This is a genomic window from Allobosea lupini (assembly GCF_900109525.1).
GTDB lineage: Bacteria > Pseudomonadota > Alphaproteobacteria > Rhizobiales > Beijerinckiaceae > Allobosea > Allobosea lupini.
Map to the genome: position 1 here is coordinate 844,027 of NZ_FOAN01000001.1, position 13,237 is coordinate 857,263.

A 13,237-nucleotide genomic window follows, 5' to 3' on the forward strand; every position below is an offset into this window, starting at 1 on the left:
CTCGGCAGGCAACAGAAAAGGGGAGAGCGCGCGCTCTCCCCTCTCCTCCCCGGCCGGTCACGCCCCCGCGCCCCCGCCTTTTCCAGTGAGCCCGGACGCATCGTGCGGGCTCGAATTCGACAGGGGATTTATGCGGCATTTTAGGGATCTTCCACAAGCTTAACCGTTGCTTAACCTTAACGACCCCTGCCGCCTCCCCCTGTCCGGGTCGCGTGGCAAGACGGCATGCGGGCTGCGTCCTGCCGATTCGCAAGGGCCCGACCGTCCCCAGCTCGAACGAAAGCGATCCGATTTGACACGCATTCGCACGATCAGGGACAGCGCAGACCGGACTGGACACGACATGAAGAATCCGAGCACCCGCCTGGTTTTCGACTACTGGGACATGCTGCGCGGCGAACGGAGCGCCCCCGAACGGGGCGAGATCGAGCCGGGCGCGCTGCGCCATGCGCTGGCAGACACCTTCGTGCTGGAGAACGAGCCGATCGGGCCGGTCTTCCGCCTGGCCGGAACGCGGCTCTGCGCCTTGTTCGGGCGCGAACTGCGCGGGCGAGCCTTCACGGCGCTCTGGCCCGATGTCGAGGCTCAAGGCGACATGCGCCGCCTGGTCCAGACCGTGATGGACGAGACTGCGGGCGCCGTCGCCGGGCTTTCGGCCCAGACGCAGAGCGGCGCGAGCGTCCATCTCGAGCTGCTGCTGCTGCCCCTGCGCTATCGCGGGCGGACCCATGCCCGCATCCTCGGCGCGTTCTCACCGGCGTTGTCGCCGGAATGGCTCGGCCTCGACACACTCGAATCGATGCGGATGATCTCCCTCAGGATGATCTGGCCCGATGCGCGCACGCAGCGCCCGACCGAAGCCGCGGCCCAGGACAAGCGGCCGAAGCTGATGCTCCTGCCCGGTGGACGTGTGTGAGAACGCTCTAACGTGCTCTTAACCCGCGAGCCGGTAGCATCGCTCTGGTAGAAACAGAGTTTGCAATGCTCACGGCGCCCCAAAATCCAAAGACGGGCTCGGTCCCGGTCGAGCGCCGGCGCCATCAGCGCATGAAAGTCGTCCTGCTTGGACGCTACATGCTGCCCAACCGCATGGAATATCCCTGCCAGACCACCGACATCTCGCCGGGCGGCCTGCACATGGTCGCGCCGGCCAAGCCGATGATCGGTGACCGCGTCATCGTCTATCTGGAGCATCTCGGGCGAATCGAGGGCACGGCAGTACGCACCACCCCCGCCGGCTTCGCGATGACCATCACCGCGACAAGCCGCAAGCGCGAGAAGTTCACCGCACAGCTGACCTGGCTCGCCAATCGCGACGAACTCGGCCTGCCCGAGGATCGGCGCCACGAGCGCATCATCCCGCGCAACCCGCGCTGCATCATCACCCAGGAAGACGGTAGCGAGCATGCGGTCCGGCTGATCGACATCTCGCTCTCGGGCGCGGCCTTCGCCAGCGACCACCAGTTCGAGATGGGCACGGCGATCCGGCTCGGCAGCACCGCGGGGATGATCGTGCGCCGCTTCGACGGCGGCTACGCCGCCCAGTTCCGCATGCCCCTCTCGGCCGACGTGCTCGACGAGAATCTCGAGCTCTGAGCGCGGACCAGCGCTTCTTTCCTTTCAGCCGAACCTTTAAGACAATCCAGGCAGCGCCTCTCGCGTTCACGCGGGCCGCGCAGCGGCTCGCCATGGCTCGCTGCTCGACAGATTCACGATAGAAGAAGTATCCGCGAATCGCCTCCTCGCATGTGGGAGAACGGTGCGGATGAAGGTCCGCCTCGCTGCAGAAGGCGCGACGCCAGCCGCCTCTCCCTGGCGCAGATGGAATCTCTCGCACCTGCCCGCGCTCAAGCCGGGAAAGAGGCCGGCCTGGCCTCTCTTCGCGGCCGGGCGCGGCAATCCTTGATCATGTGTTACCGGGCTTGCCTGCAGGGTTAACAGACTGGATGGTTAAGAAACCCCATAGTTAATATTCTCCGACATATGCGCTGTGAATTCTCACTTCCGGTTTTATACATGATTTTCTGTAAGTACTTTGATCTTCAATAGGCTCGATTTCAGTAAAATTGTGCGCTTTCATTTCAAGCGATCTCTACAGCCCAAGAGCATTGTCGGCCCCGGGACAGGAAAGGGGACGTCATGTTTTCGGGTTCTCGGGGATTTCGCGGCCTGGCCGCTGCTACCATCATCGCCCTCGCCGGCGTGACCGGCGCTGAGGCGCAGCAGAATGGCGGCCTGCCGGTCGCCAGCGCGCCAATCGTCGCCGGCGGCGACGCACGGGCGCCATATGCCTGGGTCGACTTCTGCAAGCGCATGCCGAGCGAATGCGCAGTCGATACCCGCGAAGCCGAGCAGATCGAGCTGACGGCCAAGACCTGGAAGCTGATCGTCGCCGCCAACGTCAAGGCCAACCGCGATATCGAGGCTATCACCGATCAGGAACATTGGGGCGTGGTCGACCGCTGGGACATCCCGACCGACGGCAAGGGCGATTGCGAGGATTACGTCCTCCTGAAGCGCCAGCGCCTCGCCGAGGCCGGCCTGCCGCGCCGTGCCATGCGCGTCACCGTCGTGATCGACGAGGAGAATGCCGGCCATGCCGTGCTAATGATCCGCACCGATCGCGGCGACTTCATCCTCGACAACAAGCGCAACGCGATCCTGCCGTGGAGCCAGACCGGCTACACCTACGTCAAGCGCGAATCCCAGGCCCGTACCGGCTGGGCCTCGCTCGGCGGCCTCTCGACCTCGACGGTTGCGTCGCTGCGCTGAACCAGGCAACGCGTCGGGCGGGGACGAAACCCGGCGCGAATACCAGATCGGCGAAGTCGAGACGGGCTTCGCCACCAGACGACGAGTCCGGTCACGTCCCCACCCACCCGTCCCCGACCGGGCATCGTCCAGGGCCGGCTCCTTCCCCGGGAGCCGGCCCGCTTCTTTTTCGAGGTTAGCGGAACCGCGGCGCAGAACGGACGGTCAATCGATCCGCTTCATGCCTTTGGCGAACTGCTTCCAGCGCTCGGAATAGCCGGCGGCGGAGGCGCGCAGCCCCGCAGCTGCGGCTTCGTCGAGGGTGCGGACCGCGCGCGCCGGCGAGCCGACGATCAGCGAATTGTCCGCGAATTCCTTGCCCTCGGTCACCAGCGCGTTGGCGCCGACCAGACAGTTGCGGCCGATCTTCACATGGTTGAGCACGGTGGCACCCATGCCGATCAGGCTGTTCTCGCCGATGATGCAGCCGTGCAGGATGGCGCGGTGGCCGATGGTGCAGCCGGCACCGATCCTGAGCGGCGCGCCCATGTCGGTATGGAGCACGCAGCCTTCCTGGATATTGGAGGCTTCGCCGATCTCGATCCACTCATTGTCGCCGCGCAGCACGGCGCCGAACCAGATCCCGACATCGCGGGCGAGCCGGACACGGCCGATGACATGGGCGTCTGGCGCCAGCCACCACTGCCCTTCCGGCGGCGTCTCGGGCGCGGTTCCGTCGAGCGAATAGAGCGGCATGGCGTATCCTCCAGGGCTTTTCAGCCCGAGGATTGCAGGGCGAGCACCCTGGCCGTCAAGCAGCGCCGATCATCATCAGCAGGTCGAGCACGACCCGGCCGCTGATCAGGCTCCAGAGCGAGGCGATCATGCTCGCCGCCATCACGAAGAAGAAGGGCCGTCCCTCGATCTTCCGTCCGCGCACGGTGTTGCGCAGGATCAGGAAGGGCGCGCTGAAGACGACGACCGGCACGCTCGCCACGGCACGGACACCGCCGCCCTGCAGCAGTTCGAAGCCGGCGCGCTTGTGCGTGAACAATTCGAAGGCACTGGCCAGCAGGCCGGCGAAGGCGAAGCCAAGAACCAGTGATTTCAAGGCTTCGACGGCAGAGGGTTCAAGCGTCACAGACGTGGCTTCCAGCGGATGCCGGCGAACCATGACGCAAGGACGATCGCTGCGAAAGCGAAGCTTTAACCTTTGGTTAACCACGCCGACTCCGACATGGTTTACGGGGTGTTAAGGCCGCTCTGTTTCAGTTTCCAGACAGGGCCGCGCGTCGGCCCCGGAGACGGATCCGATGAGCCTCTACGCGCCCGACCAGACCCAGCCGCTCGCCAACGCCACCGATGTCGCAGCGCTGATCCGCAATCATCTCAGGCGCCGCCCCGCGCCGGCCCAACCGCGCGGCGACCGGGCTCTGCTGCGGCTTGCTGGCGCGATCGTCGTGCTCGGCCTGGCCGGCACCGGGCTTGCCCTGTTTGCCACCCGCCCCGATCCCGACGCCGGCACCGAGTTGCAGGCGTCGCGGGTCGGCGAGGTCGTGCTGGCGATCCCGGAGAACCTGACCGGCGCCGATGGCGAGGATGGACGCCTCGTCGGCATGGCGCGCCTGCGACTGGACTGGCCAAGCCTCGGGCCGGTGATGCCCGACACCAGGCACCGCCTGCTGGTGACATTGAGCCCGCCGGACAAGGTCAACGAGCCGGCGACGCAGCTCTCGACCTATGCCCGCTTCCTGACGCCGACGGTCTGGTCCAATCCGGGCGGGCTGGTCGTGCGCGGCTTCCGCAAGGGCTCGCCCTACGAGGGCGACGAGCTCTATGTCTCTGTGCCGGATGCGCGCGGCTTTGCGGCGCGTTGCCCGGTCGAGACCGCCCAGAGCGGCCTCGACGAGCCTTGCCGCGTGACCTTCCGCCATCGCGGCGTCGATGTGAACATCCGCTTCCCGCGCGCGATCGTGGCCGACTGGCAGATCATGCTCGGCGGCGTGCGCCGCACGATCGACGGGCTGATGCGCTGAGCGCCTGAACCCTCAATCCTCGAGATCGACGTCGAGGATCGCCATGGTGAAGTTGAACGAGCGGTCGCCGTCCTCGTCGTCGACATGGATGATGCCGATGAACTCGTCGGCCAGGTAGACCTCGGCCGAATCGGTCTTCTTCAGCCGCGCGCGCACGCTGATATTGTGGTTGGCGAAGGTGCGACGGAGATAGGCTTCGAGCTTGGCGAGTTCGGTCTTGTCCACGATGACGATCCTTATGTGTGGCGCGGACGGATGCCACGCGTGAGCGCTAAGGGCAAGGACGAAGGCGTTTCCGCCAACAACGCATGGCTCCTGCGCTTCGCGGCGCTGACGCGACATCATTGCCTGTGCCAAGCTTCGCTTCCCCCGCCCGAGGATGGATTCCCCGATGAAGCCCTGGTTGCCCGCCGCGCTCGACTATGTCGCAAGCTGGCTTGAATTCCAGCGCCGCTTCCATGACCAGCCCGGTTGCGCCGTCGCGATCGCGGATGGCGGCGAGATCGTGCTGGAAGCCGCCTTCGGCAGCGCCGACCTCTCGACCGGCGAGGTGCTGACGCCGCGCCATGGCTTCCGCATCGCCTCGCACTCCAAGAGCTTCACCGCCGCGGGCATCCTGCGCCTCGTCGAACAGGGGCGCCTGCGCCTCGACGACAAGGCCGGTGCCTATGTCGAGAACCTGCACCCCGACGTCGCGGCGGTGACGCTGACCCAGCTTCTCTCCAACAGCGCCGGCCTCCTGCGGGACGGCGTCGACTCTGGCCAGTTCTTCGATCGCAAGCCCTATCTGCGCAAGGACGAGCTGCTCGCCGATCTCGCCCGGCCGCCGGTCTTTCCGGCCTCGCAGCGCCTGAAATACTCCAATCACGGCTTCGGCCTGCTCGGCCTCGTCATCGAGGCGGTGACGGGAGAGGCTTACGCCGACTGGATCGCCCGCGAGATCGTTGCACCCGCGGGACTGAAGGAGACCCGGCCGGACATCACGCTGTGGAACGGGCCGATGGCGAAGGGCCACAGCGGCAAGCTGCCGCTCGGCCGGCGCGTGGTGATCCCGGCCGACAATCCCGGTAACGCGATGGTGTCGGCCGCCGGCTTCGTCGCGACCGCGGCCGACATCGCTCGCTATATCGCCCAGCTCTCGCCGACGGCCGAGCGCAGCGTGCTGTCAGGGCTCAGCCGCCGCGAGATGACGCGCCGGCTCTGGCCCGATGCCGAAAGCAGCCTCGGCCGGCATTACGGACTCGGCACGATCTCCGGCGGCGGCGATGGCTGGGACTGGGTCGGCCATTCCGGCGGTTTCCAGGGCTTCATCACCCGCACCGCCACCTTGCCGGAACAGGGTCTCACCATATCCGTCCTGACCAACGCCATCGACGGCCTCGCCCATCCCTGGCTCGACGGCGTGATCCAGATCTTCCGGACCTTCGCCGAGCACGGCGCGCCGACGCCGGCGACCGAGCGTTGGCGCAAGCGCCTCTGGACGATCTGGGGCGCCGGCGACCTCGTCCCGGTCGACGGCAAGGTGCTGATGGCCAATCCTGCGCTGTTCAATCCCTTTTTCGACGTCTGCGAGATCGTGCTGGAGAGCGAGGACCAGGGCCGGATCGTCAAGGCCTCGGCCTTCGCCAGCCCGGGCGAGCCGGCCCGCCTTGTCCGCAATGCTGCAGGCGAGATCGAGGAAGCCTGGCTCGGCGCCGCGCAGGCGATCGGCGAAGAGGCGCTGAAGGCCGAGATGCTGGAGCGGTATGGGAGTTGAAGCACCTGCTTCCCTTCTCCGCTTCCGGCAGAAGGTGGCCAGAAGGGCCGGATGAGGGGTCGCTCAGGGCTTTCCGTCATGCTCGCCCTTGTGGCGAGCATCCACGTCTTGACCACCGCCTTGCAGACGAGAAGACGTGGATGGTCGGGATAAACCCGACCATGACGATGAAGCGCGAGCCCCCTCTCCCTAAGCCTCTCACGTGGGGGAGACGGAATCTGCCGCGCCCTTCAGCCGGCTATGAGCCTCACCTCACATAGTGCAGCTTTTCAAACCGCCGGCGGAAGGCGGTGACGTCGCGGGCGATCGCATCGTCCGGGCGCGCGCCCGACAATCCGTCGGCGATGTAGCCGGCAAGCTCCGGCATGTGCTCGGGCTTCATGCCGAAGCGGACGATCTCGGGCGTGCCGAGCCTGAGGCCGTTGACGTCGCCTTCGACCTCCGCGATCGGCAGGCCGATGCCGCAGCTCAGGATGTTGACGGCGCGCAGCCGCTTCGCCGCGGCCTGCCCACCGCCATAGGACGCCGCCTCGATCGCGAACTGGTGCGAGGTCGTCGTGCCGCGATCGCGGGCGAACACCGGCACCTGCCGCTCGACAAGAGCCTCTGCCAGCGCCTTCGCCGTCGCCGCCATCATCGCGGCGTAGTCGCGGCCGAACTCCTGCCAGTCCATCATGGTGATCGCCAGCGCCGCCGATTTCGCCGCGTCGAAATTGGCGGTCAGGCCTGGATAGGCGATGGCGTCGAGCCTCTCGGCAAGATCGGCATCGTTGGTGACGATCAGGCCGGAGGGCGGCCCGCCCAGGCTCTTATAGGTGCTCATCGTCATCACATGAGCGCCCTCTTCCAGCGGCTGCTGCCAGCCATGGCCCGCGATCATGCCGGAGAGATGGGCCGCGTCGAACAGCACGATCGCGCCGACCTCGTCGGCGATGGCGCGGATCTCGCGGATCGGGTGTGGAAACAGGTTGAGGCTGCCGCCGATGCTGATCACCTTGGGCCGAAGCCGCCGCGCATCCGCGTGCAGCTTCTCGACATCGACCGTGTAGCCGTCGGCATCGATGGGTGCGGGATAGGTGACGACGCCGTAGAGCCCGGCGGCGCCGGCGCCGTGATGGGTGACATGGCCGCCGATCGCGGGCGGCGGCGCGATCACGACATCGCCGGGCTTAGCCGCCGCCATGAAGACGTAGAGATTGGCGATCGCACCGGAAGGTACGCGGATCTCGGCATAGGATGCGCCGAAGACCTGCGCTGCAAGCTCGGCCGCCATCACCTCGATCTGCTCGATCGCCTCGAGGCCCATCTCGTATTTGTCGCCGGGATAGCCTAGCGAGGGCCGCGTGCCGAGCCCCTGCCCCAGCACCGCCTCGGCCCGCGGGTTCATCACATTGGTCGCCGGGTTGAGGTTGACGCAGTCACGCTCGTGGATGGTGCGGTTCTCGGCGACGAGGTTGGCGAGCCGCATCTCGCGAGCTCCGCGGTCCTCACCGGCAACCTCTCCGGCGATCCGCAGCACATAGTCCTCGCTCGCCACCGGTACCCAATCGCGCCGCGCCAGTTTCACCGTCATCGCCGTCCCCGCAGAGTGTTGTTTCGTGCGGCCATTGCAGCGATTTGCCGGCGCCGATGCAAACCAGTTATCGTCGCCGGAAGGCCTAGAAAATCTAGGCCTGCAACGTCGTTTCGCCCATGCCCGTCAGACCACCGCGTCCACACCTGCCGCCGCTCAACGCGCTGCGCGCCTTCGAGGCCGCGGCGCGGCTCGGCAGCTTCTCGCGGGCGGCCGACGAGATCGGGGTGACGCAAGGCGCCATCGCCCAGCAGGTGCGTCATCTCGAAGCCTTTCTGGGCCTGACATTGTTCCGGCGGCTACCGCAGGGCGTCGCGCTGACGGAAGCGGCGCAGGAAGCCAGGCCGCGGCTCAGCGCCGCCTTCGATGCGCTCGCGCTGACGGTGCAGGACCTCAAGGCGAGCCATGCCGGCCGGGCGCTCGCCATCGCCGCCCTGCCCTGCATCGCCCAACTCTGGCTGTCGCCGCGCCTGCCGGCGCTGCAACAGGCCTTTCCGGGCCTGGCCATCTCGATCAGCGCGATGGAAGACCCGCCGACGGGCCGGTACGACAATTTCGACCTGGCGCTGTTCTATCTCGCCAGGCCGCCGGCCGACGCGCTCGCGCTTGGCGAGGACCGCCTGTTCCCGGTCTGCGCTCCAGCGCTCGCCCACAAGCTGCGGACACCGGCCGATCTCGCCGGCCAGACTCTGCTGCACGACGCTGTCTGGCGCGACGATTGGGCGCGCTGGCTGCGTCATGCCGGCGCCGGCGACATCGATCCCGGCCGCGGCCCATCCTATTCGCTCTATGCGCTGGCGCTCGACGCGGCGCTCGGTGGCGCCGGTGTCCTCATCGGCCGCGGGAGCCTCATTGCGCCCAATCTCGCCGACGGGCGGCTGGTTGCGCCCTTCACCGATGAGCTTCCCAGCGGTGACCGGCTTACCATGCTGTTCCCACCGGCCGGCAAGCCGCATCCGCGGCGGGCCGAAATCGTTGCCTGGCTGGAGGCCAGCGGCTCAACGAAAAAGGGCGGCTCGTGAGAGCCGCCCTTCGGATCGATATCGGCAGGGGCCGATACAGAAATCAGCGCTTCGAGAACTGGAAGCTGCGGCGGGCCTTGGCCTTGCCGAACTTCTTGCGCTCGACCACGCGCGAGTCGCGGGTCAGGAAGCCTTCCTTCTTGAGCGGGCCGCGCAGCTCGGGCTCGTAGAAGGTCAGAGCCTTGGAGATGCCGTGGCGGACCGCGCCGGCCTGGCCGGAGAGGCCGCCGCCCTTGACCGTGACGATCACGTCGTACTGGGTCATGCGATCGACCAGCATGAGCGGCTGCTGCAGGATCAGGCGCAGCACCGGACGGGCGAAGTAGACTTCCTGGTCACGGGTGTTGACCGTGATCTTGCCGGAACCCGGCTTGATCCAGACGCGGGCGATGGCGTTCTTGCGCTTGCCGGTGGCATAGGCGCGGCCCTGCGCATCGACCTTCTTGACGTGGACGGGAGCCTCGGGCTGGACGCCCTTGGCGACCTGACCGAGCTGCTCGAGAGACTGGAGAACCTCGGCCATCGTCAGACCCTCGCGTTCTTGCGGTTGAGCGCCGCGACGTCGAGCGCCTCGGGCGACTGGGCGGCATGGGGATGCTCAGAGCCCTTGTAGACGCGCAGATTGCCGAGGATCTGGCGGAAGAGCGGGCCGCGCGGCAGCATGCGCTCGACAGCCTTCTCGACGATGCGCTCCGGGAAGCGACCTTCGAGAATGAACTTGGCGGAGCGCTCCTTGATGCCGCCGGCATAGCCGGTGTGATGGTAATAGATCTTCTGGTCGCGCTTGCGACCGGTCAGCACCACCTTGTCGGCGTTGATGACGATGATGTTGTCGCCGCAGTCGACATGCGGGGTGTAGGCGGCCTTGTGCTTGCCGCGCAGACGCATCGCCACCAGGGAGGCGAGACGGCCGACGACGAGCCCGGAGGCGTCGATCACAACCCACTTCTTCTCGACATCGGCGGGCTTGAGCGAGATGGTCTTCATCGCGGCACCCTTCGGCTGCTTGAAAAAAGGACAAGCCGCCGGCAGGCCGGCGGCGGTGTGGGGGCTGGATAGGCGGCTACCCCAGCAATGTCAAGCGAAGATAATACGGCGCCTTGGCCAAAAACGCATTGTTTTCAGTGCAATGGAAGAAACGGTATCTGGATACCGCAATCGGATGAAAACTTGCGCAACCCGTTACGGCGCGCCAGCATGAATTCCCGCAACCCGGAGGAACGCCATGCCAGCTCCAGCAATCCGTCATCTTGCCGGCGCCGCGTTTGTTCGCGCTTCCGCTCGCCTTCGCGCAGCCGGCCACCGCCGAAGTCCATGTGCTCAGTTCCGGCGGCTTCACCGCTGCCTACAAGGACCTCGTCGCCGGCTGCGAGGTGAAGCTCGGCGAGAAGGTCGTCAGCGCCTATGGCGCCTCGATGGGAGCCGCCCCCGACGCGATCCCGAACCGGCTGGCGCGCGGCGAGCCGGCCGATGTGGTGATCCTGGCGGCCGACGCCTTCGAGAAGCTGGTCGAGGACGGCAAGGGCGCGGCTGGAACCCGCGTCGACCTCGCCCGCTCGGCGATCGGCCTATCGGTCAAAGCCGGGGCGCCCAAGCCGGATATCTCAACGGTCGAGGCACTGAAGAAGACGTTGATGGAAGCGAAGTCGATCGCCTATTCGGCAAGCGCCAGCGGCACCTATCTGTCCGAAGAGCTCTTTCCGAAGCTCGACCCCAGCGGCCAGGTGATGGCCAAGGCGAAGAAGATCTTCTCCGAACGCGTCGGCACGATCGTCGCCCGCGGCGAGGCCGAGCTCGGATTCCAGCAGGTCAGCGAATTGCTGCCGATCGAAGGGCTCGATTTCGTCGGCACGCTGCCGGAGGAGGTCCAGCGCGTGACGGTCTTCTCGGCCGGCCTCGCGGCCGGCGCCAAGCAGCCGGAGGCGGCAAAGAAGCTGATCGCCTGCCTCGGCTCGGCGGAAGCGGCACCGGCGATCCGCAAGACCGGGCTCGACCCGATCCCGGCAAAATAGCCGGGCTAGCGCTCGGCCGGGATCGAATAGGTCCCGGTCGCGTGGCAGACCATCTCGGCCTCGCCTTGCGAATAGAGACAGACTTCGCCGACGGCGAGGCGCTTGCCGAGCTTGAGCAGCTTCGCCTCGCCGATCAGCGCCGACTGGCCGGGCTTGCGCAGGAAGTTGTAGTTGAGGCTGGTCGTCACCGCGAGCGCGACCGGGCCGATCTGGGCGAGGATCGCGACATAGAGCGCAAGATCAGCCAGCGCCATCATGGTCGGGCCGGAGATGGTGCCGCCGGGCCGCAAATGCTTCTCATGGTAGTCGCAGCGCATGCGCGCGGCGAGCGGCCCGACCTCCTCGACGAAATAGGTGCGCCCGCCATAGTGAAGCTGCGGGAAGACCTGATCGAGATAGGCCTCGATCTCGGCGGCGCTCATGCGGGTCGTCATCGTGCGGAAAACCGGGGTCTGATCGGGCGTTGATCCCCTTGCAGCACGGGCCCAGCCTTCCGACAATAGGACAAACAGCGAAAGGCCTGTCGCCATGAACGCCCATGCCAAAGCGCAGATCCTGTTGCGCGAGGATGCCGACGGCATCGCGACGCTGACCCTCAACCGGCCCGAGGCACGCAATCCGCTGAGCGAGGCGATGCTGGCGGCGCTGGCAGAGACGCTCGCCGCGATCGCGAACGACCGCAGCATCCGCGCCGTGGTGCTGGCCGCTGCCGGCCCGGTGTTCTCGGCTGGGCACGACCTCAAGGAGATGAGCGCGCGCCGGGCCGACCCCGATCGTGGCCGCGCCTACTTCGCCGACATCCTCGGGCGCTGCTCGGGCGCGATGCAGCAGATCACCGCCCTGCCCCAGCCGGTGATCGCCGCCGTCGAAGGCACGGCGACCGCCGCCGGCTGCCAGCTCGTCGCGAGCTGCGATCTTGCCGTCGCCGGCGAAGCTGCGCGCTTCTGCACGCCGGGCGTCCATATCGGCCTGTTCTGCTCGACGCCGATGGTCGCGCTCTCGCGCAATCTTTCCGCCAAGCACGCGATGGAAATGCTGCTGCTCGGCGAGATGGTGCCGGCGCAGGAAGCTGCCCGCATGGGCCTCGTCAACCGCGTCGTGCCGGCGGGCGAGGCGCTTGACGAAGCCAGGCGGCTGGCCGCGGTCATCGCCTCGAAATCGGCGGCGACGGTCAAGGTCGGCAAGCGCGCCTTCTACGAGCAGCGCGAGATGGGGCTGAAGGCGGCCTATGACAACGCTTCTGCGGTGATGGTCGAGAACATGCTGGCGCGCGGTGCGGAAGAAGGCATCGGCGCTTTCATGGAGAAGCGTCAGCCGGTGTGGGAGAGCTGAGGCTCCAAGCGATCCATCCCGTCATTCCGGCCGAAGCGTAGCGGCGGCCCGGAATCCATCGTAGAGCAGCGTGTCCTTCGATGGATTCCGGAGTGACCTTTGGTCTTCCGGAATGACGAGCTTTCCGACCAGTGCATCGAGACCAGAGCAGACATGAACCACGACGCCTATCCCGACAGCCTAATCCGCGAGATCCTGAAAAGCGTGAAGACGATCGCGCTGGTCGGCGCCTCCGCCAACGAGGCGCGGCCGAGCTGGATCGTCACCAAATACCTGCTCGATCGCGACTATGACGTGATCCCGGTCAATCCCGGCCTCGCCGGGCAGACGCTGCTGGGCAAGACGGTCTACGGCTCGCTGAAGGACATCCCCCGGCCGGTCGACATGGTCGAGATCTTCCGCAACTCGGAGGCGGCCGGACCACTCACCGACGAGGCGCTCGGTCTCGACCCGCTGCCCAAGGTGATCTGGATGCAGCTCTCGGTGCGCAATGACGAGGCCGCGGCCAAGGCCGAGGCCAGGGGCGTCACCGTGATCATGAACCGCTGCCCGAAGATCGAATATGGCCGGCTCTCCGGCGAGATCGGCTGGCAGGGCATCAATTCGCGCATCCTCTCGGCGAAGAAGCCGGTGCTCGCCGGCAAGGGTTTCCAGAAGCTGACGATCAACCGGCCGGGGACGTAACACCTGCTCCACAGAGCCGCTTGATCGCAAGCATCTCGGCCTTCACTCTTCGGGTCGTCCCGGGCGACCGA

At 66.7% G+C, this 13,237-nt stretch carries 16 protein-coding genes; 9 read left to right on the forward strand and 7 right to left on the reverse strand.

Translation table 11 applies throughout. The annotated features are described in order from the left end of the window. Window positions 1-343: 343 nt before the first annotated feature. The 3 genes from BMZ21_RS04095 to BMZ21_RS04105 all read left to right on the forward strand — a co-directional run bounded on the left by BMZ21_RS04095 (window position 344) and on the right by BMZ21_RS04105 (window position 2,772). A complete protein-coding gene (locus BMZ21_RS04095; protein ID WP_091829967.1) occupies window positions 344-916 on the forward strand; it encodes a PAS domain-containing protein in 573 nt (190 codons plus the stop codon). 65 nt (window positions 917-981) lie between these two features. Then, window positions 982-1,596, forward strand: a complete 615-nt coding sequence (locus BMZ21_RS04100; protein WP_091829969.1) for a PilZ domain-containing protein — start codon at window positions 982-984, stop codon at window positions 1,594-1,596. Window positions 1,597-2,139: 543 nt separating this feature from the next. Further along, window positions 2,140-2,772 (forward strand): transglutaminase-like cysteine peptidase, encoded by a 633-nt coding sequence (locus BMZ21_RS04105; RefSeq protein WP_091829971.1) that lies wholly within the window; start codon window positions 2,140-2,142, stop codon window positions 2,770-2,772. Window positions 2,773-2,976: 204 nt separating this feature from the next. On the opposite strand, the gene BMZ21_RS04110 is transcribed toward BMZ21_RS04105, so the two are convergent. After that, a complete protein-coding gene (locus tag BMZ21_RS04110; RefSeq protein ID WP_091829973.1) occupies window positions 2,977-3,507 on the reverse strand; it encodes a gamma carbonic anhydrase family protein in 531 nt (176 codons plus the stop codon). 55 nt (window positions 3,508-3,562) lie between these two features. Further along, a complete protein-coding gene (locus BMZ21_RS04115; protein WP_091829975.1) occupies window positions 3,563-3,892 on the reverse strand; it encodes a DUF6949 family protein in 330 nt (109 codons plus the stop codon). A 172-nt stretch (window positions 3,893-4,064) separates the two neighbouring features. On the opposite strand from BMZ21_RS04115, the gene BMZ21_RS04120 reads away from it, so the two are divergent. Next, complete coding sequence (locus BMZ21_RS04120; protein ID WP_091829977.1) at window positions 4,065-4,787, forward strand: hypothetical protein; 723 nt, start codon at window positions 4,065-4,067, stop codon at window positions 4,785-4,787. A 12-nt stretch (window positions 4,788-4,799) separates the two neighbouring features. Here the strand turns inward: BMZ21_RS04120 and BMZ21_RS04125 are convergent, their stop codons facing one another. Beyond that, window positions 4,800-5,012: a DUF3126 family protein gene (locus tag BMZ21_RS04125; RefSeq protein ID WP_057192263.1), complete on the reverse strand. Its 213-nt coding sequence runs from the start codon at window positions 5,010-5,012 to the stop codon at window positions 4,800-4,802. A gap of 166 nt (window positions 5,013-5,178) precedes the next feature. Here BMZ21_RS04125 and BMZ21_RS04130 point away from each other — a divergent pair, with 166 nt between their 5' ends. Next, window positions 5,179-6,543 carry a serine hydrolase domain-containing protein gene (locus BMZ21_RS04130; protein WP_091829979.1) on the forward strand — a complete coding sequence of 455 codons (1,365 nt, stop codon included), beginning with the start codon at window positions 5,179-5,181 and terminating at the stop codon, window positions 6,541-6,543. 247 nt (window positions 6,544-6,790) lie between these two features. Here BMZ21_RS04130 and BMZ21_RS04135 read toward each other — a convergent pair whose 3' ends face one another. Further along, window positions 6,791-8,116: a serine hydroxymethyltransferase gene (locus BMZ21_RS04135; protein ID WP_091829981.1), complete on the reverse strand. Its 1,326-nt coding sequence runs from the start codon at window positions 8,114-8,116 to the stop codon at window positions 6,791-6,793. Between the two features lie 119 nt (window positions 8,117-8,235). Here BMZ21_RS04135 and BMZ21_RS04140 point away from each other — a divergent pair, with 119 nt between their 5' ends. Next, window positions 8,236-9,138, forward strand: coding sequence for a LysR substrate-binding domain-containing protein (locus tag BMZ21_RS04140; RefSeq protein WP_091829983.1), 903 nt, complete (start codon window positions 8,236-8,238; stop codon window positions 9,136-9,138). A 43-nt stretch (window positions 9,139-9,181) separates the two neighbouring features. Here the strand turns inward: BMZ21_RS04140 and rpsI are convergent, their stop codons facing one another. Together rpsI and rplM are read right to left on the reverse strand one after the other, a co-directional pair. Beyond that, window positions 9,182-9,661: a 30S ribosomal protein S9 gene (rpsI, locus tag BMZ21_RS04145; RefSeq protein WP_091829985.1), complete on the reverse strand. Its 480-nt coding sequence runs from the start codon at window positions 9,659-9,661 to the stop codon at window positions 9,182-9,184. A 2-nt stretch (window positions 9,662-9,663) separates the two neighbouring features. Further along, window positions 9,664-10,125, reverse strand: a complete 462-nt coding sequence (gene rplM, locus BMZ21_RS04150; protein ID WP_091829987.1) for a 50S ribosomal protein L13 — start codon at window positions 10,123-10,125, stop codon at window positions 9,664-9,666. 278 nt (window positions 10,126-10,403) lie between these two features. Here rplM and BMZ21_RS04155 point away from each other — a divergent pair, with 278 nt between their 5' ends. Next, complete coding sequence (locus BMZ21_RS04155) at window positions 10,404-11,150, forward strand: substrate-binding domain-containing protein (protein ID WP_244543685.1); 747 nt, start codon at window positions 10,404-10,406, stop codon at window positions 11,148-11,150. A 5-nt stretch (window positions 11,151-11,155) separates the two neighbouring features. On the opposite strand, the gene BMZ21_RS04160 is transcribed toward BMZ21_RS04155, so the two are convergent. After that, window positions 11,156-11,572, reverse strand: a complete 417-nt coding sequence (locus BMZ21_RS04160; protein ID WP_091830600.1) for a PaaI family thioesterase — start codon at window positions 11,570-11,572, stop codon at window positions 11,156-11,158. A gap of 106 nt (window positions 11,573-11,678) precedes the next feature. On the opposite strand from BMZ21_RS04160, the gene BMZ21_RS04165 reads away from it, so the two are divergent. Next, a complete protein-coding gene (locus BMZ21_RS04165) occupies window positions 11,679-12,482 on the forward strand; it encodes an enoyl-CoA hydratase (protein ID WP_091829991.1) in 804 nt (267 codons plus the stop codon). Between the two features lie 153 nt (window positions 12,483-12,635). Continuing rightward, the gene (locus BMZ21_RS04170) at window positions 12,636-13,166 is read left to right on the forward strand and encodes a CoA-binding protein (RefSeq protein ID WP_091829993.1); all 531 of its coding nucleotides are present in this window, start codon (window positions 12,636-12,638) and stop codon (window positions 13,164-13,166) included. Window positions 13,167-13,237: the final 71 nt, after the last annotated feature.

Excerpts from the sequence above, each read along its gene's own strand:
- BMZ21_RS04095 (WP_091829967.1), top strand. The coding sequence starts at position 344 with ATGAAGAATCCGAGCACCCGCCTGGTTTTCGACTACTGGGACATGCTG.
- BMZ21_RS04100 (WP_091829969.1), top strand. The coding sequence starts at position 982 with ATGCTCACGGCGCCCCAAAATCCAAAGACGGGCTCGGTCCCGGTCGAG.
- BMZ21_RS04105 (WP_091829971.1), top strand. The coding sequence starts at position 2,140 with ATGTTTTCGGGTTCTCGGGGATTTCGCGGCCTGGCCGCTGCTACCATC.
- BMZ21_RS04110 (WP_091829973.1), bottom strand. The coding sequence starts at position 3,507 with ATGCCGCTCTATTCGCTCGACGGAACCGCGCCCGAGACGCCGCCGGAA.
- BMZ21_RS04120 (WP_091829977.1), top strand. The coding sequence starts at position 4,065 with ATGAGCCTCTACGCGCCCGACCAGACCCAGCCGCTCGCCAACGCCACC.
- BMZ21_RS04130 (WP_091829979.1), top strand. The coding sequence starts at position 5,179 with ATGAAGCCCTGGTTGCCCGCCGCGCTCGACTATGTCGCAAGCTGGCTT.
- BMZ21_RS04135 (WP_091829981.1), bottom strand. The coding sequence starts at position 8,116 with ATGACGGTGAAACTGGCGCGGCGCGATTGGGTACCGGTGGCGAGCGAG.
- BMZ21_RS04140 (WP_091829983.1), top strand. The coding sequence starts at position 8,236 with ATGCCCGTCAGACCACCGCGTCCACACCTGCCGCCGCTCAACGCGCTG.
- rpsI (WP_091829985.1), bottom strand. The coding sequence starts at position 9,661 with ATGGCCGAGGTTCTCCAGTCTCTCGAGCAGCTCGGTCAGGTCGCCAAG.
- rplM (WP_091829987.1), bottom strand. The coding sequence starts at position 10,125 with ATGAAGACCATCTCGCTCAAGCCCGCCGATGTCGAGAAGAAGTGGGTT.
- BMZ21_RS04160 (WP_091830600.1), bottom strand. The coding sequence starts at position 11,572 with ATGAGCGCCGCCGAGATCGAGGCCTATCTCGATCAGGTCTTCCCGCAG.
- BMZ21_RS04165 (WP_091829991.1), top strand. The coding sequence starts at position 11,679 with ATGAACGCCCATGCCAAAGCGCAGATCCTGTTGCGCGAGGATGCCGAC.
- BMZ21_RS04170 (WP_091829993.1), top strand. The coding sequence starts at position 12,636 with ATGAACCACGACGCCTATCCCGACAGCCTAATCCGCGAGATCCTGAAA.